The sequence below is a fragment of the Azospirillum sp. P4_B5 genome, assembly GCF_056402275.1.
The window spans coordinates 1-19,528 of the sequence record NZ_JBFUHT010000063.1 but is presented as its reverse complement, the minus strand read 5'-3'; the positions used below and the strand labels follow the sequence as shown (position 1 = coordinate 19,528).

22 protein-coding genes are annotated in these 19,528 nt (G+C 66.9%); 14 read left to right on the top strand and 8 right to left on the bottom strand.

The window, feature by feature from the left end; translation table 11 throughout:
* The first annotated feature begins 17 nt into the window (after positions 1-17).
* The 4 genes from AC1DVI_RS29485 to AC1DVI_RS29470 all read left to right on the top strand — a co-directional run bounded on the left by AC1DVI_RS29485 (position 18) and on the right by AC1DVI_RS29470 (position 3,889).
* Positions 18-1,664: a diguanylate cyclase domain-containing protein gene (locus tag AC1DVI_RS29485; RefSeq protein WP_476960987.1), complete on the top strand. Its 1,647-nt coding sequence runs from the start codon at positions 18-20 to the stop codon at positions 1,662-1,664.
* Positions 1,665-1,746: 82 nt separating this feature from the next.
* Positions 1,747-2,136 carry a hypothetical protein gene (locus AC1DVI_RS29480; RefSeq protein WP_149163992.1) on the top strand — a complete coding sequence of 130 codons (390 nt, stop codon included), beginning with the start codon at positions 1,747-1,749 and terminating at the stop codon, positions 2,134-2,136.
* 83 nt (positions 2,137-2,219) lie between these two features.
* Positions 2,220-2,984 (top strand): histidine phosphatase family protein, encoded by a 765-nt coding sequence (locus tag AC1DVI_RS29475; protein ID WP_149163993.1) that lies wholly within the window; start codon positions 2,220-2,222, stop codon positions 2,982-2,984.
* On the top strand, positions 2,981-3,889 hold the full coding sequence (locus AC1DVI_RS29470; RefSeq protein ID WP_476960986.1) for an NAD(P)H-hydrate dehydratase: 909 nt from the start codon (positions 2,981-2,983) through the stop codon (positions 3,887-3,889). The genes AC1DVI_RS29475 and AC1DVI_RS29470 overlap by 4 nt, the downstream gene beginning before the upstream one ends.
* Before the next feature lie 11 nt (positions 3,890-3,900).
* Here the strand turns inward: AC1DVI_RS29470 and AC1DVI_RS29465 are convergent, their stop codons facing one another.
* A complete protein-coding gene (locus AC1DVI_RS29465; RefSeq protein ID WP_167555932.1) occupies positions 3,901-4,074 on the bottom strand; it encodes a hypothetical protein in 174 nt (57 codons plus the stop codon).
* Between the two features lie 311 nt (positions 4,075-4,385).
* A complete protein-coding gene (locus AC1DVI_RS29460; protein ID WP_476960985.1) occupies positions 4,386-5,693 on the bottom strand; it encodes an MFS transporter in 1,308 nt (435 codons plus the stop codon).
* A gap of 210 nt (positions 5,694-5,903) precedes the next feature.
* On the opposite strand from AC1DVI_RS29460, the gene cyoA reads away from it, so the two are divergent.
* The 9 genes from cyoA to AC1DVI_RS29415 all read left to right on the top strand — a co-directional run bounded on the left by cyoA (position 5,904) and on the right by AC1DVI_RS29415 (position 13,629).
* Complete coding sequence (cyoA, locus tag AC1DVI_RS29455; protein WP_476960984.1) at positions 5,904-7,091, top strand: ubiquinol oxidase subunit II; 1,188 nt, start codon at positions 5,904-5,906, stop codon at positions 7,089-7,091.
* A 13-nt stretch (positions 7,092-7,104) separates the two neighbouring features.
* Positions 7,105-9,111, top strand: a complete 2,007-nt coding sequence (gene cyoB / locus AC1DVI_RS29450; protein WP_476960983.1) for a cytochrome o ubiquinol oxidase subunit I — start codon at positions 7,105-7,107, stop codon at positions 9,109-9,111.
* A 3-nt stretch (positions 9,112-9,114) separates the two neighbouring features.
* Positions 9,115-9,750 (top strand): cytochrome o ubiquinol oxidase subunit III, encoded by a 636-nt coding sequence (gene cyoC / locus AC1DVI_RS29445; RefSeq protein WP_145624642.1) that lies wholly within the window; start codon positions 9,115-9,117, stop codon positions 9,748-9,750.
* Positions 9,747-10,118 (top strand): cytochrome o ubiquinol oxidase subunit IV, encoded by a 372-nt coding sequence (cyoD, locus tag AC1DVI_RS29440; RefSeq protein ID WP_476960982.1) that lies wholly within the window; start codon positions 9,747-9,749, stop codon positions 10,116-10,118. Before cyoC ends, cyoD begins: the two co-directional genes overlap by 4 nt.
* The gene (locus tag AC1DVI_RS29435) at positions 10,115-10,849 is read left to right on the top strand and encodes an SURF1 family protein (RefSeq protein WP_476960981.1); all 735 of its coding nucleotides are present in this window, start codon (positions 10,115-10,117) and stop codon (positions 10,847-10,849) included. The genes cyoD and AC1DVI_RS29435 overlap by 4 nt, the downstream gene beginning before the upstream one ends.
* Before the next feature lie 184 nt (positions 10,850-11,033).
* Positions 11,034-12,308 carry an ATP-binding protein gene (locus AC1DVI_RS29430; RefSeq protein WP_476960980.1) on the top strand — a complete coding sequence of 425 codons (1,275 nt, stop codon included), beginning with the start codon at positions 11,034-11,036 and terminating at the stop codon, positions 12,306-12,308.
* Complete coding sequence (locus tag AC1DVI_RS29425; protein ID WP_476960979.1) at positions 12,298-12,831, top strand: response regulator transcription factor; 534 nt, start codon at positions 12,298-12,300, stop codon at positions 12,829-12,831. The genes AC1DVI_RS29430 and AC1DVI_RS29425 overlap by 11 nt, the downstream gene beginning before the upstream one ends.
* Positions 12,832-12,957: 126 nt before the next feature.
* Entirely contained in the window at positions 12,958-13,311 is a 354-nt protein-coding gene (locus AC1DVI_RS29420) for a hypothetical protein (protein ID WP_014241891.1), read from the top strand.
* A gap of 129 nt (positions 13,312-13,440) precedes the next feature.
* Positions 13,441-13,629, top strand: coding sequence for an HU family DNA-binding protein (locus AC1DVI_RS29415; RefSeq protein ID WP_476960978.1), 189 nt, complete (start codon positions 13,441-13,443; stop codon positions 13,627-13,629).
* Positions 13,630-13,680: 51 nt separating this feature from the next.
* Here AC1DVI_RS29415 and AC1DVI_RS29410 read toward each other — a convergent pair whose 3' ends face one another.
* Genes AC1DVI_RS29410 through napE form a run of 6 tightly spaced genes read right to left on the bottom strand, consistent with a single transcriptional unit; the run spans position 13,681 to position 18,454 of the window.
* Positions 13,681-14,367 (bottom strand): NapC/NirT family cytochrome c, encoded by a 687-nt coding sequence (locus tag AC1DVI_RS29410; RefSeq protein ID WP_476960977.1) that lies wholly within the window; start codon positions 14,365-14,367, stop codon positions 13,681-13,683.
* Complete coding sequence (locus AC1DVI_RS29405; protein ID WP_014241888.1) at positions 14,364-14,846, bottom strand: nitrate reductase cytochrome c-type subunit; 483 nt, start codon at positions 14,844-14,846, stop codon at positions 14,364-14,366. The genes AC1DVI_RS29410 and AC1DVI_RS29405 overlap by 4 nt, the downstream gene beginning before the upstream one ends.
* 15 nt (positions 14,847-14,861) lie before the next feature.
* The gene (napA, locus tag AC1DVI_RS29400) at positions 14,862-17,354 is read right to left on the bottom strand and encodes a periplasmic nitrate reductase subunit alpha (protein ID WP_476960976.1); all 2,493 of its coding nucleotides are present in this window, start codon (positions 17,352-17,354) and stop codon (positions 14,862-14,864) included.
* 45 nt (positions 17,355-17,399) lie between these two features.
* Complete coding sequence (locus AC1DVI_RS29395; protein WP_476960975.1) at positions 17,400-17,717, bottom strand: chaperone NapD; 318 nt, start codon at positions 17,715-17,717, stop codon at positions 17,400-17,402.
* Positions 17,707-18,219, bottom strand: coding sequence for a ferredoxin-type protein NapF (gene napF, locus AC1DVI_RS29390; RefSeq protein ID WP_476960974.1), 513 nt, complete (start codon positions 18,217-18,219; stop codon positions 17,707-17,709). The genes AC1DVI_RS29395 and napF overlap by 11 nt, the downstream gene beginning before the upstream one ends.
* Positions 18,220-18,232: 13 nt before the next feature.
* The gene (gene napE, locus AC1DVI_RS29385; protein WP_476960973.1) at positions 18,233-18,454 is read right to left on the bottom strand and encodes a periplasmic nitrate reductase, NapE protein; all 222 of its coding nucleotides are present in this window, start codon (positions 18,452-18,454) and stop codon (positions 18,233-18,235) included.
* Between the two features lie 775 nt (positions 18,455-19,229).
* Between napE and AC1DVI_RS29380 the strand changes: the two genes are divergently transcribed.
* A partial coding sequence (locus AC1DVI_RS29380; RefSeq protein WP_476960972.1) for an MFS transporter occupies positions 19,230-19,528 on the top strand: 299 nt, incomplete at its 3' end.

The window sequence follows — 19,528 nt, the reverse complement described above, 5'->3', positions numbered from 1 at the left end:
ACCCGATGACGACTCCAATGACCGTTGCCGATCTTTCCCGGCTCGACGGGTTGTGGGCGCCGGTCTGGCTGCATGACGGCGACCGCGGGCGGATGGTCTGGGGCAACCGCGCCGCCCTGGAACTGTGGAACGCCGTGTCACTCGCCGACTTCCAGGCCCGCGACTTCGGCAGCCAGCCGGAGGGGGCGCCGCAGGCCGAAGGGGAAACCGCGGCGGGCCGCTGGACCTTCTACCCCAAGGGCCGCCCGGTCACTGCCTGGGTCCGGCGCAGCGGCATGGCGCTGCCGGACGGGCGCCTGGGCATCCTGCACGAGGCGCAGCTCGCCGCCCCATCGGCCGATCCGGACCATGGCGGCACCGACACCGAAGCGCTCGACCGTGAGCGTGCGATGCTGCAAAGCCTGATCGACTCTATGCCGGACATCGTCTTCTTCAAGGACGTGAACGGCACCTACCTCAAGGTCAACCGGGCGATGCTCGACTATGCGGGGCGCCCGCCGCTGGGGCTGACCGACCATCGGCTGTTCGATGCGGAGACGGCGGTGCGGCGGCGGCGGACCGACCAGATCGCTATGCAGAAGGGCTTCTCCCGCAGCGAGGAGTGGTTCGTCCACCCGGACGGGCGCCGCGTGCTGATGGAGACGGCGAAGGCCGTCTGCCTCGACCGCAGCGGCAAGATGCTGGGCGTCGTCGGCATCGCCCGCGACATCACCGAGCGGCGGCAGACGGAGAAGCAGCTTCTGCGGCAGCACGCCCTGTTGCAGGGGATCATCGACACCATCCCCGACGCCGTCTTCTTCAAGGACCGGGACGGCGTGCTGCGCAAGGCCAACCGCGCCTTCGCCTCCTGGACCGGGCGTCCGCCGGAGCAACTTATCGGGCTGGACAGCCACGAGATCTGGCCCCCCGAAATGGCCGACGGCATCCGCGCGGGCGACGCTTCGGTCTATGCCGAGGACCAGCCGCGGCGCAACGAGGAGAGCATCCCGCTTCCCGATGGCGGGCGGATCTGGGTCGAGATCCTGAAGGCGCCGATTCGCGACGCCGGCAACGAGCTTCTCGGGCTGGTCGGCGTCGGGCGCGACATCACGCTGCGCAAGGCCGCCGAGGAGGATCTGCGGCGCAGCGAGGCGGAGAAGGACCATCTCGCCAACCACGACGCCCTGACCGGCCTGCCCAACCGCCGGCTTCTCTTCGACCGGCTGGACATGGCGCTGGCCCGGTCGCGGCGGTCCGGGCGCCCGTTGGCCCTGCTGTTCATCGACCTGGACGGGTTCAAGGCGGTCAACGACCGGATGGGCCACGATTGCGGGGACGAGGTGCTGCGCATCGCCGCCGCGCGAATCGCCGGTTGCCTGCGCCGCAGCGACACGGTGGCCCGCGTCGGCGGCGACGAGTTCACCGTCGTGCTGGAGGATGTGGCCTCCGCCGCGGACGCCGGGGGCGTGGCCGCCAAGATCGTGGAGGCGGTGGCGCTGCCCATCCCAGCGCGGGACACTATCGCCGTTATCGGCGCCAGTGTCGGCATCGCCCTGTTCCCCACCGACGGATCGGACGCCCGCAGCCTGCTGGTGGCGGCGGACGGCGCGATGTACCGGGCCAAGCAGGCGGGCCGCGGCACCCATGTCTTCTACAAGGATGTTCGCGACAAAAATCCGGACTGACGGGGGCGGAATCCGCTTGCGCGTTAGGAACAAAAGAAGAACAATACCCTCTGACCGGTTCTTGACGGGAGAGGATGGGATCATGTTCGTATGCGTCGATGGTGACCGCACCACCCGCCTGCGCCAGTGGGCCTGGCTCGACATCGGTGCTGGTAGGGGCGGTGCCGGGACGGGTCCCGGCGAGCGCCGCCTCGTCGGCTGGAGCGTCACGGACGAGGCGTGGCTCGTTTCCGAGCCCATCGGCGTCGTCGCCACCAGCCCGCTTGGCCGTCCGCCGGGCTGGGCGGTGACCGACAACCACCGCCGGTATCTGCTCGAGCAGCCCGGCCTGCCCCATGGGGACGAGCCGCTGGCCGCCATCGACTGTCTGCGGGCGAACGGCAGCCTCGACCCGACGGCCCCCATCAGCATCGTGCCATGGCGCCCCGGCAAGTCCACCGCCGAACGCATCTTCGAGCGCCGGACGGCCTGATCGCGCAAAGATGCGCCGCTGCGTGACGGAACGGCCTTTTTCCCGTTGAAAGCCATGGTTGAGGCGGGAAAGGGTCGTTCACCATGCAGCAGCGTTGGCCGCAGAGGCTCTGGGTCGTCCGTCACGGGGAGAGCGCCGGGAACGTCGCGCGCGATGCCGCTTACGCCGCGGGGCTGGGGCGGATCGACATCGCGGAGCGCGACGTCGACGTGCCGCTCAGCCGCCAGGGTGAGGAGCAGTCCGAGGCGCTGGCGCGCTGGTTCGCTTCCCTGCCACCGGGCGAACGGCCCGACGTGGTGCTGACCTCCCCCTATCGGCGCGCCCGGCGCACGGCGGAGATCATCCACGCCGGGGGCGGCCTGCCGGTCGAACCCACGGAATTCGTGGTGGACGAGCGGCTGCGCGAGAAGGAGTTCGGCATCCTCGACCGGCTGACCGCCGTCGGCATCGCGCAGGAACACCCCGATCAGGCGGAGTTCCGCCGCCTCCTCGGCAAGTTCTACTTCCGCCCGCCCGCCGGGGAGAGCTGGTGCGACGTCATCCTGCGGCTGCGCAGCGCGCTCGACACCATCAGCCTGCATCATGGCGGGCAGCGCGTGCTGGTGGTCAGCCATCAGGTCGTCGTGTTGTGCCTGCGCTATCTGCTGGAAGGCATGACGGAGGAGCAGATCCTCGCCATCGACCGTGAGGGCGACGTGGCGAACTGCGGGGTCACCGAATACGCCTTCGATCCCGCCCAGGGGCACAGCGGGCGGATGCAGCTTCGCCGTTACAACTTCGTCGCCCCGCTGGAGGCGGCCGGGGCGCCGCTGACCGCCGAACCCGACGCCAACGCGGCCGTCCGATGACCGACTTTCATAAAAACGATTCAATCTCCGTCACGCGCGACCTGCTGCGATCCATGCCGCTTCCCCATCCCGGCGACGGCGCCGACAAGGACGGGCGGGGCCGTGTGCTGGTTGTCGGCGGCAGCGTGGAGGTGCCGGGCGCCTTGCTTCTGGCCGGAACGGCGGCGCTGCGCGCCGGGGCGGGCAAACTCCAGATGGCGACCTGTCGCAGTGTGGCCCCGCATCTCGGGCTCGCCGTGCCGGAAGCGCTGGTGCTCGGCCTGCACGAGACGGCGGAGGGCGGCATCGCCCCCGATTGCGTGGACACGCTGTGCGAGCGGGCGGCCCGCTGCACCGCGGTGCTGATCGGTCCCGGTATGATGGACAAGCGGGCGGTCGCCGACCTGACCGGCGCGCTGATCGCCGGGTTGGACGGGGAGGGCGGTCCCGTCTTGGTGATTGACGCGGAGGCGCTGATGGGCCTGGACAATGCCAACGCGGCGCTGTGCCGCCGCGACGGGCGGACGATCATCACGCCGCACGCCGGCGAAATGGCCGGCCTGTCCGGAGTCAGCCGGGAGGAGGTGGAAGCCGACCCGCCCGCCGCCGCCCGCCGCGTCGCCGACCGTCACAAGGTGATCGTCGTGCTGAAGGGCGCCTGCACCCACATCGCCACGCCGGACGGGCGGATGTGGGCCTATGACGGCGGCAATGTCGGGCTTGCCACGTCGGGGTCCGGCGACACGCTGGCTGGTGTCATCGCCGGGCTGGCCGCGCGGGGCGCCGACCCGGCCCAGGCCGCGATCTGGGGAGTCCATCTGCATGGCGAGGCCGGCAACCGCTTGGCCCGCCGGGGGCCGCTGGGCTTCCTGGCTCGCGAACTGCTGGCCCAGGTGCCGGAGATCATGGCCGAACTGTCGGCCTAAGACCGCCGGTTTCAGAACACCAGCTTGGCGGCCTGGTAGAGGACGACCCAGGGAGCGGCGATCAGCCCACCCCACAGGGCAACCAGCGGCAGGCCGCGCAGCTTCTTGGCCGGGGCCGGAGCGGTGAGGGGGAGCGGGAAGGAAACGGTCTCGGTGGTGCCGACAGCGGGATTGTACTGGGACATGATGACCTGCCGATCTGTGTGTGAGGGCAGGATGCGCGCCGATCTCTTAACGACGATTAAAGTCGGGGGTAGTCGCTGTGTGGAATTCCGGCGTACCGCCGCCGGGCGGTGCGGCACTTTTGAGTAAGAAATTCTGAGTGCAATGTGGAACGGGCACTGTGTGGGGGCTCTTCACCACAGAGACACAGAGGCCCAAAGCCTTCGCCGCGGCCTTCTGTGTCTCCGTGTCTCTGTGGTTCAGATAGAAGCCTGTGTGACGGGGGGCTGGAGAAACGCCCAAGGCGCCTTTCTCCAGCCCCGCTCAACTCAAGTCACTTCGCCAGCGTCTTGTTGAGCCACAGGGCCAGCAACGTGCCGACCGCGCCCGACAGCAGGTAGGCGCCGGCCGAGAACAGGCCGTAGTTGGCCGACAGCACCAGCGCCACCAGCGGCGCGAAGCCCGCCCCGAACAGCCAGGCAAGGTCCGAGGTGATGGCCGCGCCGGTGTAGCGGTAGCGCTGGGTGAAGCCCGAGGCGACCACGCCCGACGACTGGCCGAAGGACAGGCCCAGGATCACGAAGCCGACGATCATGAAGACCAACTCGCCCAGCGGCCCGCCGTTCAGCAGCAGGGGCGCCACGCCGCTGAACACGGCGATGGCGGCGGCGCAGCTTCCCACCAGGGTGCGGCGGCCGATGCGGTCGGCGATCCAGCCGGAGGCGATGATGGCCCCCAGGCCGAAGAACGCCCCGACCACCTCGATCAGCAGGAAGTCCGCCGGTGTGTCCTGCGTGTAGAGGAAGATCCAGGACAGCGGGAACACGGTGACCATGTGGAACAGCGCGAAGCTGGCCAGCGGGGCGAAGGCGCCCAGCACGACGCGCATGCCCTCGTTGCGCAGCATCTCGGTCACCGGGACCGGCTGAAGCTCGCGGCTTTCGAACAGGTGGGTGTATTCCGGCGTCACCACGATGCGCAGCCGCGCGAACAGCGCCACCACGTTGATGGCGAAGGCCACGAAGAACGGGTAACGCCAGCCCCAGCTGAAGAAATCCTCCGCTGACAGGTTGCCGGCGAAATAAGCGAAGAGGGCGCTCGCCACGATCAGCCCGATGGGGGCGCCGAGCTGCGGAATCATGGCGTACCAGCCGCGCCGGTTCTCCGGCGCGTTCAGCGCCAGCAGCGAGGCGAGGCCGTCCCAGGCGCCGCCCAGCGCCAAGCCCTGGCCGATGCGGGCCGCCGCCAGCAGCCAGATCGCCGCCGCGCCGATCTGCTCGTAACTCGGCAGGAAGGCGATGGCGACCGTCGAGGTTCCCAGCAGGAACAAGGACAGGGTCAGCTTGGCGCCGCGCCCGTGGGCGCGGTCGATCGCCATGAACAGCACGCTGCCCACCGGGCGGGCGACGAAGGCCAGCGCGAAAATCGCGAAGGACCACAACGTTCCGGTCAGCGGGTCAAGATAGGGAAAGACCAGCTTCGGGAAAACGATCACCGAAGCGATGGCGTAAACGAAAAAATCGAAGAATTCGGACGTCCGTCCGATGATGACGCCAATCGCGATTTCACCGGGATTCACCCTGTGGTCGCGGGCATTGACCAGCCTTGCGTCCCGTTCGGTCGCCGTGGTCGATGATCCCATGGTCCCCCCACCGTCTGGCAATTGCGTCGGAGGGAATTAAATAGGCACCGCAACGGCATTCTGCCACGCCCATGGGCGCATTGCATTGATGTGCGTCAATGGCTGCGCGGAATCGCGGCGCATTGGACAAATTGTCCAATGTCCGACCCGGCCCGTGGGGGTTAGCTCTTCGCCCAAATCCAAAGCGAACCCCTGCTGACAGGTCCTGCCTTGACCCGTTTCCGCGCCTTGGCCCTCCTGCCGCTGATGGCGGTACTGAGTGGCTGCAACCTTGTGGTGATGAGCCCGTCCGGCGACGTGGCGAGCCAACAGGCCAACCTCATCACCATTTCCACCCTCCTGATGCTTCTCATCATCATTCCGGTGATGGTGCTGACAGTGCTGTTCGCGTGGCGCTACCGCCAGTCGAATACCACGGCCCAGTACGACCCGGATTGGGACCATTCGACGCAGCTCGAGCTGGTGATCTGGGCGGCCCCGCTGCTCATCATCATCTGCCTGGGCGCCCTCACCTGGATGGCGACCCACCTGCTCGACCCCTACCGCCCGCTCGACCGCATCGCCGCCGGGCGCCCGGTCCCGGCCGACACCAAGATGCTCGACGTCAACGTCGTGGCGCTCGACTGGAAGTGGCTGTTCATCTACCCGGAGTACGGCATCGCCACGGTGAACGAGGTGGCCGCTCCGGTGGACCGCCCGATCCGCTTCAACATCACCTCCTCGACGGTGATGAACTCCTTCTACATCCCGGCGCTGGCCGGGCAGATCTACGCCATGGCCGGCATGGAGACGAAGCTGCACGCCGTCATCAACGAGCCGGGCAGCTACAAGGGCTTCTCCGCCAACTACAGCGGCGCCGGCTTCTCACACATGCGCTTCACCTTCCACGGTCTGGCCGCCGACGGCTTCGACAAGTGGGTGGCGGACATCAAGGCGGGCGGCGGCAAGCTCGACCGCGACGGCTACCTCCAGCTTGAGCGCCCCAGCGAGAACGAGCCGGTGCGCCGCTACGGCGCCGTCGACTCGGGCCTGTTCAAGGCCATCGTCGGGATGTGCGTCGAGCCGGGCAAGATGTGCATGCACGACATGATGGCCATCGACGCCAAGGGCGGCCTCGGCCTCGCCGGCATCGACAACGTGATGCCGCTGATGCACGACAAGCTGTCCCGCCGCGGCACCGCGGTCCTCGGCCCGGCGCCGGTCTATGTGGCGGGCATCTGCTCGACCGAGGAGCTGACCGGTCGCGCCGTCGAGTCGTCCCTGGGCGTGCTGAACGCTCCCGCCGACGAGTCCCCGATTTCCGGCCCCATTTCTGGCGCGGGTCTGCCGCGCTCCTCCATCACGCCGATCTCCGCGCCCGCCCCTGCGTTCGGGCCGCGGCTGACGGCCAATCCCTGAGCGGCCCACCGCCATGATCGACACATCGACCGTCGCCACCCACCCGCTCTTCGGGCGTCTGACCCTGGAGTCCTTCCCCTATCACGAGCCCATCGTGGTCGCGACCTTCGTCGCGGTCGTGCTGGGCGGCATCGCGCTCGTCGCGGCGCTGAGCTATTTCCGGTTGTGGGGCTATCTCTGGAAGGAGTGGTTCACCACCGTCGACCACAAGCGCATCGGCATCATGTACATGGTGCTGGGCCTGGTCATGCTGCTGCGCGGCTTTGCCGACGCGATCATGATGCGCCTCCAGCAGGCCATGGCCTTCGGCGGCAGCGAGGGCTACCTCAACGCGCACCATTACGACCAGATCTTCACCGCCCACGGCGTCATCATGATCTTCTTCGTGGCGATGCCCTTCGTCACGGGTCTGATGAACTACGTGGTGCCGCTGCAGATCGGCGCCCGCGACGTGTCCTTCCCGTTCCTGAACAACTTCAGCTTCTGGATGACGGTGGGCGGCGCGGTGCTGATCATGGTCTCGCTGTTCGTCGGCGAGTTCGCGCGCACCGGCTGGCTGGCCTATCCGCCGCTGTCCAACATCGCCTACAGCCCTGAAACGGGTGTCGACTATTACATCTGGGCGTTGCAGATCGCCGGTGTCGGAACAACATTGTCCGGCATCAACCTGATCTGCACGATCGTCAAGATGCGCGCCCCCGGCATGACCATGATGAAGATGCCGGTCTTCACCTGGACGTCGCTCTGCACCAACGTGCTGATCGTCGCCTCCTTCCCGATCCTGACCGCCACGCTGGTCCTGCTGTCGCTGGACCGCTACGTCGGCACGAACTTCTTCACGAACGATCTCGGCGGCAGCCCGATGATGTACGTGAACCTGATCTGGATCTGGGGCCACCCGGAAGTCTACATCCTGATCCTGCCAGTGTTCGGCATCTTCTCCGAAGTCACCTCGACCTTCTCGGGCAAGAAGCTGTTCGGCTACACCTCCATGGTCTACGCGACGGTGGTCATCACGATCCTGTCGTACCTGGTGTGGCTGCACCACTTCTTCACCATGGGGTCGGGCGCCAGCGTGAACTCGTTCTTCGGCATCACGACGATGATCATCTCGATCCCGACGGGTGCGAAGATCTTCAACTGGCTGTTCACCATGTACCGCGGCCGCATCCGGTTCGAGCTGCCGATGATGTGGACCATCGCCTTCATGCTGACCTTCGTGGTCGGCGGCATGACGGGCGTTCTGCTGGCCGTTCCGCCGGCGGACTTCGTCCTGCACAACAGCCTGTTCCTGATCGCCCACTTCCACAACGTCATCATCGGCGGCGTGCTGTTCGGCCTGTTCGCCGGCATCTACTACTGGTGGCCCAAGGCCTTCGGCTTCCGGCTGGAGCCGTTCTGGGGCAAGGTCTCCTTCTGGTGCTGGGTGATCGGCTTCTGGGTCGCCTTCATGCCGCTCTACGTCCTGGGCCTGATGGGCGTCACCCGCCGCCTGCGCGTGTTCGAGGACCCGTCGCTCCAGATCTGGTTCCAGATCGCCGCCGTGGGCGCCGTCCTGATCGCGGCGGGCATCGGTTCCTTCCTCCTCCAGATCGCCGTCAGCGTCTGGAAGCGCCGTGAGCTGGTCGACCGCACGGGCGACCCGTGGGACGGCCGCACGCTGGAATGGGCGACCTCCTCGCCGCCGCCGGACTACAACTTCGCCTTCACCCCGATGATCCACGACAACGACGCGTGGTGGGACATGAAGAAGCGCGGCTACAAGCGTCCGCTGGGCGGCTACAAGGCGATCCACATGCCCAGCAACAGCGGCACGGGCGTGATCCTGGCCGGGATCAGCGTGGTCCTCGGCTTCGCCCTGATCTGGTACATCTGGTGGCTGGCGGCGGTGAGCTTCGTCGCCCTGCTGGCGACCGCCATCCACCACACCTTCAACTATCACCGCGACTTCCACATCCCCGCGGACGTGGTGGTGCGGACCGAGAACGAGCGGACCCGTCTCCTCTCCGGGCAGGTGTAAAGCATGAGCACGACCCTGACAGCCGAGCGGCCCCGCAGCCAGGCTCCGGCCTTCCACGTGGTGGACGAGCACGCGCATCCCGAAGGCTCCAGCACCATGCTGGGCTTCTGGATCTACCTGATGAGCGACTGCCTCATCTTCGCGGTGCTGTTCGCGACCTACGGCGTGCTCGGCGGCAACTACGCCGCCGGGCCGTCGCCCAAGGACCTGTTCGACCTGCCGCTGGTGGCGCTGAACACCGCCATGCTGCTGTTCTCCTCCATCACCTATGGCTTCGCCATGCTGGCGATGGAGAAGGGGCGGGTGTCGCAGACCCAGCTGTGGCTGGCGGTGACGGGCCTGTTCGGCGCCGCCTTCCTGGCGATCGAGCTGTACGAGTTCGCCCACCTGATCCACATCGGGGCGACCCCGCAGCGCAGCGCCTTCCTGTCGTCCTTCTTCACGCTGGTCGGCACCCACGGCCTGCACGTCACCTTCGGCCTCGTCTGGCTGGTGACGCTGATGGTCCAGGTCAACAAGCGCGGCCTGATCCCGGCCAACCGCCGCCGCCTGATGTGCCTCAGCCTGTTCTGGCACTTCCTGGACGTCATCTGGATCGGCGTCTTCACCTTCGTCTATCTGATGGGAATGCTGCGATGAGTTCTCACGCCGAAGAACACCATGGTCACGGGGAGCATGAGGGCGCCCACGGGACGCTCGGCAGCTACGTGATCGGCTTCGTCCTGTCGGTGATCCTGACGGTCATTCCCTTCTGGCTGGTCATGGACGGGACGATCCTGGACAAGAACATGACCGCGATCGCGATCATGGCCCTGGCCGCCGTCCAGGTCGTCGTCCACATGATCTTCTTCCTGCACATGAACGGACGTGCGGAAGGCGGCTGGACCATGCTGTCGCTGATCTTCACCCTCATCGTCGTGGTCATCATGCTGGCCGGTTCGCTGTGGGTGATGTACCACCTGAACACCAACATGATGCCGATCCACGACCCGAGCCAGTTGCCGTGACCGGCACGGCGACCCACCGTCCGCGCCGGGGGCTGATCCTTCTCGGCATCCTGGCGCTGGCGGGCGTCGCCGTCTTCACGTCGCTCGGCGTCTGGCAGGTCGAGCGGCTGTTCTGGAAGCTGGACCTGATCCAGCGGGTGGAGGAGCGGGCGCAGGCCGCGCCCGTTCCAGCCCCCGGCCCGGAGGACTGGCCCGCCGTCACGGCGGCCAGCCAGGAATACCGCCGGGTCGGCGTCACCGGGCGTTTCCTCAACGACAAGGAAACCCTGGTCCAGGCGGTGACCGAGCGGGGCGGCGGCTTCTGGGTGCTCACCCCGTTGCGCACCGACCGCGGCTTCACCGTCCTGGTCAACCGGGGCTTCGTGCCGCCCGAGCGGCGCAGCACGGACAGCCGCGCCGAGGGGCTGGTCGATACGGACACCACGGTCACCGGCCTGCTGCGGGTGACGGAACCGGGGGGCGGTTTCCTGCGCTCCAACGATCCCGCGCAGGACCGCTGGTACTCGCGCGACGTGGCGGCCATCGCGGCGGCCCGCGGCGTGACGGAGGCGGCCCCTTACTTCATCGACGCCGAGGCCAGCCCGCCGGGCGGGTATCCGGTCGGCGGGCTGACCGTCCTGAAGTTCCGGAACAACCACCTCGTGTATGCGGCGACGTGGTTCGCCTTGGCCTTCATGCTGATCGCCGCGTCGTTCTATGTCGCGCGCAGTGAACGGCGGCGTCGGGGTTGAAGAAGTAGTCGCTTTTTCTTCATGGTCTTTCGCCGGGAGGGAAGCAGTTCCTCGTGGACTCTTCCGCCCGGCTTTTTTTATGCTGCCAAGGCCACCCGGATTCCATGGCAAGGCTGCCAAGCCGGGGCGTCGTGCCCATATAGGTGGGGACCGAAGGAAGCCGGCGAAGGGCCAGACGTTTTCCGTGCGCGACACCACCGACAAGAAGAACCTGTTCCTGCTGGTGCAGTTGCGCTGGCTCGCCGTCGCCGGGCAGGTGGTGACGATCCTGATCGTGCACCACCAGATGGGCATCACTCTGCCGCTCGACCAAATGGGCGCGGTGATCCTGTTCCTGGTCGCGCTGAACATCGCCAGCATCCTGCACCTGCGCCGCCAGACCTCGGTGTCGAACACCCAGCTTTTCCTGGAGCTGCTGATCGACGTGTCGGCGCTCACGGTGCAGCTCTACCTCAGCGGTGGCGCGTCCAACCCCTTCATCTCGCTCTACCTGCTGCAGATCACACTGGGGGCGGTGCTGCTGGAAGCGTGGTCGGCCTGGGCGCTGGTGCTGGTCGCCACAGCCTGCTTCACCTTCCTGATCGGCGCCTACCGCCCGCTGGCCCTGCCGCCGGGGTTGGAGGGGCTTCTGCTGGGGCTGCACATCCAGGGCATGTTCCTGTGCTTCGTTCTGACGGCCAGCCTGATCGTCCCTTTCATCACCCAGATCACCCGCAACCTGCGCGCCCGCGACGCCCATCTGGCCGACCTGCGCCAGCGCTCCATGGAGGAGGACCACATCGTGCGCCTCGGCCTGCTCGCCTCCGGCGCCGCACACGAGCTGGGGACGCCGCTCGCCACCCTGTCGGTGATCGTGAACGACTGGCGGCGGATGCCGGTGGTCAAGGGCGATCCCGACATGGCCGAGGACATCGCCGAAATGCAGAACCAGATCGACCGCTGCAAGGCCATCGTGTCGGGCATCCTGCTGTCCTCCGGCGAGGCGCGGGGGGAGGGCACGCTGCGCACCACCGTGACCGCCTTCCTCGACGATCTGGTGGAGGAGTGGAAGGACAGCCGCTCCCCGGCCTGTGTCGACTACGACAACAGCGTCCGCTCGCGGGAGGGGATCATCTCCGACCTCGCGCTGAAGCAGGTGATCTTCAACGTCCTGGACAACGCGCTGGAGGTGTCCCCCGGCTGGGTCGGGATCGCCGCCGGGCGGCAGGGGGACAGCCTCGTCCTGACCGTCAACGACGCCGGCCCCGGCTTCGAGGAGCGGATGCTGGCCGAGTTCGGCAAACCCTACCGGTCGAGCAAGGGGCGGCCCGGCGGCGGGCTGGGCCTCTTCCTGGTGGTCAACGTGGTGCGCAAGCTGGGCGGCTCGGTCGCCGCGCGCAACCGACCCGGTGGCGGCGCCTCCGTCACCATGACCCTGCCGCTCGCCGCCCTGTCCGCGGGAGAGAGCCATGGAGACTGACCGTTCCCTCGTCCTGGTGGAGGACGACGCCGCCTTCGCCAAGGTCCTGCGCCGGTCCTTCGAACGCCGGGGCTATCAGGTCTACTGGTGCGACAGCCTGGACGGGCTGCGGGCCCTGCTGGAGACGGTGCCCTTCGCCTACGCGGTGGTGGACCTGAAGCTGGGCAACGGCTCCGGCCTGGAATGCGTTCGGGAACTGCACGCCAGCGACCCGGAAACGCGGATCGTCGTCCTGACCGGCTTCGCCAGCATCGCCACGGCGGTCGAGGCGATCAAGCTGGGCGCCTGCCATTACCTCGCCAAGCCCTCCAACACCGACGACATCGAGGCGGCCTTCGAGCGGATGGAGGGCGATCCCTCCATCGCGCTGGGCGCGCGGGCGACCTCGCTGAAGACGCTGGAGTGGGAGCGCATCCACGAAACCCTGGCGGAAACCGGCTTCAACATCTCCGAAACCGCCCGCCGCCTGGGCATGCACCGGCGCACCCTGGCCCGCAAGCTGGAGAAGAAGCAGGTGCCTTGAACCCGCTTTCCCCTGTCCAGTCGGTCAAAGGATGCGCATGGCCGCTGGACAATGGCCGCCACTCCGCCCATTTTTCACGGCTCGTTACAGTCGTGTGTCATACGCAGCAGCAAGGAGCAGTGTGAAGTGTCTCTTTCCACGTCGAGCAGCAGCCCCTCCGATCCGCGGACCGAGGCCCGCCGTCTTTTGACGGACGCCATCTCCACGTACCTCCAGTCGTGCAAGGATCTGGCTGCTGCGACCGAACGCGCGACCGAGACGAGCGGCAGCATCGACACCCAGGCCCGCCGCAAGGCTTACCAGACGCTGACCGAGCTGGGCGATCAGGTCCGTCTCGCGCAGCGCCGTCTCGTCACCGCGGCCAAGCAGGCCCGCCGGGTCATGCCGGTGGCCGAGATCGAGGAGGTCGCCAAGAAGCTGGACAAGCGCGATACCACGGAAAGCGCCGCCGTGCTGGTCAAGGCGGCCCTGGTCAACTGACCTGCTCAACTGACGTCGGGTGGGGCAGGGCTCGCCTGTTCGGCCTAGTCGAATCCGCCGGATTGGCGGGAAAAGCCGACTTTTTGCGGGTCACAGCGTCGCGCCCGGTCGATTCCGGGCGGGAGCATCTTGCGCGCCGCCGCCCGTCAGGGTAGGTCAGAGGCGCCTGGCTTCGGCCAGTTCGAGATCGCCGAGCGCGGCGAGCGCACGGGCCGCAACCCGCAGACCGGTGCGGAGATCAAGATCGCCGCCTCCAAGGCGCCGAAGTTCTCCGCCGGCAAGGCCCTCAAGGACGCCGTCAACGGCAAGGCCGAGTAACGGAGCCGGTAACCCCTCTCCCTCCCCGGGAGAGGGGATTTCACCGCCCGCTCAATGCGGGTTCGCCGGTCCCGGCGTGGCGTCGGCCAGCCAGCGGCCGAGCGGGTCGTCTGTTTCGCCGCCCGTATCGCTGGACGCCTCGCTCCAGCCCGGCGGGACGCCGTCCATGTTGGGCAGGCGGTGGGCGATGCCCTTGTGGCAGTCGATGCAGGTGCGTTGCCCGCTGAACAGATATTGCTGGTGGATGCGCGCCGCGCGCGCCCCCTGTTTGGTGATGTCCATCGACTCCGCGCTGTGGCAGTTGCGGCATTCCAGGGAATTGTTGGCCTTCAGCCGCGCCCATTCATGCTCGGCCAGCTCGCGCCGCTTCTCCACGAACTTGTCGCGCGTGCTGATGGTGCCGAAGATCTTGCCCCAGACCTCCTTCGAGGCCTGCATCTTGCGGGCGATCTTGTCGGTCCAGTTGTGGGGGACGTGGCAGTCCGGGCAGGTCGCCCGTACGCCGGAGCGGTTGGTGAAGTGGATGGTGGTCTTCAGCTCCTCGAACACGTTGTCCCGCATCTCGTGGCAACTCGTGCAGAACTTCTCGGTGTTGGTGACCTCCAGGGCGGTGTTGAAGCCGCCCCAGAACATCACGCCGGCCAGGAAGCCGCCCAGCGTCAGGAATCCGAGGCTGAGATAGCGGCTCGGCCCCGCGATGATCCGCCAGGGCCGCAGCAGGAAATCGGGCAGCTTCATCGCCGGTCACCCCCGTCCGACGGGCGGCTGATGAGGCTGTCCATGTCCTTGAAGGTGTTCGGGACGATGGGCTGCGCCACGGTCTGGGGAACGTGGCACTGTGTGCAGAAATAGCGGCGCGGCGCCACCGCCCCCAGGGTCTGCCCCTCGCGGTCCACGTAATGGGTGATGCTGATCATCGGCGCCTGGGTGGCCCCGGTGAACTGACGGCTGTGGCAGGTCAGGCACTGGTTGTTGTTCAGGCTGATCTGATAATCGCGGATGTTGTGCGGGATGACCGGCGGCTGCTCCGGATAGTTGCGGGCGACCCGCCGGTCGTCGGTGACGTCGGCGGGGATCGGCGGGGCCGGGTCCTCGTCGGTGAACTGGATCGGCGGGCGGAAGGGCTCCCGGACCTGTCCGGTTCCCTGGGCGGCGAGCAGTGCCGGCACGAGGCAGGGCAGGGCCGCGGCCAGCGCGAGCATGAGATGGCGGCGCATGGTTGTGGTCCTCCCTCAGACGGCCACGATCTTGACGGCGCACTTCTTGAAGTCCGTCTGCTTGCTGATCGGGTCGGTGGCGTCGAGCGTGCATTTGTTGATGAGGCGGGCCGAGTCGAACCAGGGCACGAAGACCACGCCGCGCGGCGGCCGATTGCGCCCGCGCGTCTCGACCCGCGTGCGCATCTCGCCGCGCCGCGACATCACCTTGACCTCCGAGCCGCGGCGCAGGCCGCGCGCTTGCGCGTCGTCGGGGTGCATGTAGACCAGCGCCATGGGCATGGCCTTGTAAAGCTCGGGCACCCGCATGGTCATGGAGCCGGAATGCCAGTGCTCCAGCACGCGGCCCGTGACCAGCCACAGGTCGAAGTCCTTGTCGGGCGATTCCGCCGGGGGTTCGTAGGGGAAGGCGAACAGGTTGGCCTTGCCGTCCGGGTTCCCGTAGAAGCGCACCCCCTCGCCCTTCGGGACGTAGGGGTCGAGTCCCTCCCGGTAGCGCCACTTCGTCTCCTTGCCCTCGACCACCGGCCAGCGCAGCCCGCGCACCTCGTGATAGGTGTCGAAGGGCGCCAGATCGTGGCCATGGCCGCGCCCGAAGGCGGCGTACTCCTCGAACAGGCCCTTCTGCACGTAGAAGCCGAACTCCTTCGACTCCCGGTTTTCGTAGGCGGGGTCCAGCTCCGACACGGGGAAGCGGTCGACGTTGCCGTTGCGGAACAGCACGTCGAACAGGGTCTTGCCGCGGAAGTCGGGGTTGGCGTCGAGGATCTCCTTCGGCCACACCTCGTCGGTGGTGAAGCGCTTGGAGAACTCCATGAGCTGCCAGAGGTCCGAGCGCGCCTCGCCCGGCGCGTCGACGAGCTGGTGCCAGAAATGGGTCCGCCGCTCGGCGTTGCCGTAGGCGCCCTCCTTCTCCACCCACATGGCCGCGGGCAGGATCAGGTCGGCGGCGGCGGCGGTCACCGTCGGGTAAGCGTCCGAAACGACGATGAAATTGTCCGGGTTGCGGTAGCCGGGATAGGTCTCCTGATCGCTGTTGGGCGCCGCCTGGAGGTTGTTGTTGACCATGATCCAGTAGGCGTTGAGCTTCCCGTCCTTCAGCATCCGGTCCTGCAGGACGGCGTGATAGCCGATCTTGCCGGGCAGCAGGCCCTTGGGGATCTTCCAGCCCTCCTCGACGTGGGAGCGGTGGGTGGGGTTGGTCACCTGCATGTCGGCGGGCAGGCGGTGGGCGAAGGTGCCGACCTCGCGCGCCGTGCCGCAGGCCGAGGGTTGGCCGGTCAGCGAGAAGGGGCTGTTCCCCGGCTCCGAGATCTTTCCGGTCAGCAGGTGGATGTTGTAGACCATGTGGTTCGCCCACACGCCGCGGACGTGCTGGTTGAACCCCATGGTCCACAGTGACATGACCTTGACCTTCGGGTCCGCGTACATCTCGGCGAGCGCCAGCAGCCGCTCCTTCGACACCTTGCTCAACTCCGCCACCTTCTCCAGCGTGTACTCGCTGACGAAGGCGGCGAACTCGTCGAAGCTCATGGGCTTGGAATCGGTCGGGTCCTTGGCGTTCGCCGCGCGAACCTCCAGCACGCTTTCGGGGCGCAGGCCGTAGCCGATGTCCTTCTGTCCCAGGCGGAAGCTGCAATGCTTCTCGATGAACGCCTTGTCCACCCGGCCGGTCTGGATGATGTGGTTGGCGATGTAGTTCAGGATCGCCAGATCGGTCCCCGGCTCGAAGATCATCGGCACGTCGGCCAGCTCGAAGCTGCGGTGCTCGAAGGTCGAGAGGACGGCCACCTTCACGTGATTGTGGGCGAGCCGCCGGTCGGTGATGCGCGTCCACAGGATGGGGTGCATCTCCGCCATGTTCGAGCCCCAGAGGACGAAGGCGTCGGCGTGCTCGAAATCGTCGTAGCAGCCCATCGGCTCGTCCATGCCGAAGGTGCGGATGAAGGCCACGGCGGCCGACGCCATGCAGTGGCGGGCGTTGGGGTCGAGGTTGTTGGTACGGAAGCCGGCACGCATCAGCTTGGACGCGGCGTAGCCTTCCCAAATCGTCCATTGGCCGGATCCGAACATGCCGACCGCGTCCGGCCCCTTCTCCTTCAGCACCCGCTTCCACTGGCGGGCCATCTCGTCGAAGGCCTCGTCCCAGGAGACCGGGCGAAATTCCCCGTCCTTGTGGTACTTCCCGTCGCGCATGCGCAGCAGCGGCTGGGTCAGCCGGTCCTGCCCGTACATGATCTTGGACAGGAAATAGCCCTTCACGCAGTTCAGACCGCGGTTGACCTCCGCCTGCATGTCGCCGTGGGTGGCGACGACCCGGTTGTCCTTGGTGGCGACCATGACACTGCATCCGGTGCCGCAGAAGCGGCAGGGCGCCTTGGACCAGGTGAGCTGGGCGTCCTCGCCCGCCACCATGGATCGCTGGGCCATGGCGGGCAGGCTGATGCCCCCCGCCGTCGCGGCGGCCGCGACCGCCTGCGCCTTGATGAAATCCCGCCGGTCAAGCATGGGTTCCTCCCCCCTTTTTCTTGACGAATGTGAAATTTGGACGCGTCAGCGATGCGCCGTACCGACCTCCTCCGCGGTCCGGGCCGCCATCGGCTCGGCGTGGTGGAAGACCATGACCGCCGACATCACGCCGGGCATCAGGTGGATGGCGGTCATGCGGTCGGCGATGCGGCCCTCGTGAGGGCCTTCCACAGTCACCACCATCCGGCCCCGCTCCTCCGCATGGACTTCCACGTCGCCCAGCGCCGCGACGGCGGCCCGCACGTCGGGGCTGCGCTCGGGCCGCAGATGGACGAGGATGGAGGCGATGTGCCATTCCTCCGTCGGCGCTTCGGCAAGACGGTCGTGGGATTCACGGCGCATGGGCTGTCTCCGATCCTGGTTGCAACGTGACGGCGTCGGCGGGGCAGGCGGCCAGACAGGCGCCGCAGCCGGTGCAGGCGCTGTCCTCGACCACGGGAACCGCCACGCCACCCGGCGCCAGGGCGAAGCGGATGGCCGATTCCGGGCAGGCGTCGCGGCAGCTGCGGCAGACGACGCGGTTTATGGCGAGGCAGGACGGTCCGATGCGCACGGCCAGCGTCCAAGGGCTGGCGGCGACACGGTCGAAGACCGGTTCAGGGCAGGAATTGGCACAGGCCGCGCAGAAACTGCACTCGCCCCGCCGGAAATCGACCTCGGGAAAACCGCCGTCCCCCCGGCGGATGATCCCCTCGGGGCAGGCGTCGGCGCAGGCGCCGCAGCGCGTGCACAGGTCGGTGAAGCGCTCCGTCCGGGACCAGGGCGGGCGCAACGGCGCGGGCTCCGCGCGCCGCCGCCCGCGGAGAAAGCCCCGCCGCCCTAAATCGACCGATTCATCGGCCATGGTGCCGCTCCCCTCAGACCGGGGGCGGACCGGGTGGACCCATGATGATTTGCGACATCCAGACCAGGAAGCCGTAGCCGCCCACGATGGCGACCGAAAGGATCGGCCAGATCACCACCGCCAGGATGAGGAACATGGCGATTTCCCGTCGTTTCGCGCCGGGATCGGGCAGGGGAGGACTCGCGGCGGCGCGGGACGGGAAGCGGGTTGGGTCTGGAGGACGGTGGCGGCTCATGTGGGCTCCCGTTTTCGGCGGGCTGTGGCTTCTGTCGACGACTGAGAAAGTGGTCGAGCGATCCAACAACAGGTTGAGCGTGGCTTCAGTTCCATGCTGCGAGCGCGCAATGGAAACGGCGTCAGCGGGGGGTAGCCATGGCCTCAATGGTAATCTGTTTAGCGGACGATTCGATGGCCAAACTTTTTTTGACGGTGGAGGGATTAAGCGGGCCGCCGGTCCGTAAACTGTATGAAGAGGGAATAAGGAGGTCGGACGGCCTTGGTGTGATTGGGGCTGGCCGGATTGTTTATTTCTAATTCGGACAGGACGCGCAGATTAGCTCAACTAAGAGGTTGCTGATGATCTGAAGTCCTGTAAGATTGGAACAGCCGTTCTTGGTGTAACGGCTTCTCCACTGTTGTGATCGTAAGTGAAGCGAACTCAATCAGAGGCCGCGCCTGCTTTGGCGCGGCCTTTTTTTTCTGTTTATCAAAGTCATAGTACGGAAGTTGGTCTTTGCGGAAGCTAATTTTCCATAAGGCATATCTGAAACGATAGTTGCGACAGCAGGGATTAATTGTGCTGTGATTCCTGAAACGGATGTTGTGTTCCGCTGATTGTGTGGTATACCAAGTACGAAATGCGGAACACCAAGCCTCTCCCAACGGTGGCGGTGGTGCTCCCGCCAAGACATGAAGGGCACGCAAGCCCCAAAGAAAGGCAATGCGACAACAACCATCGGCCCCGCCCGGCTGAGTTGAGTGTTCGATCACCGCATTGGGGAGGAAGAGTAATGAGTCAGTCCATCGCTGCACCGCCTGGCGGCAAGCAGGCGCCCATTTCCGACGGCGCGCGCTGGATGCAGATCGTCGTCGGCATCGTCTGCATGGTGGCCGCGGCCAACATCCAGTATGCCTGGACGCTGTTCGTGCCGGAAATCCAAGCCACCCATGGCTGGACCCGCGCCTCGATCCAGACCGCCTTCACCGTCTTCGTCGTCGTCCAGACCTGGCTGACCCCCATCGAAGGCTACTTCATCGACCGTTACGGCCCCCGCGTCATCGTCGCCTTCGGCGGCGTGATGACCGGCCT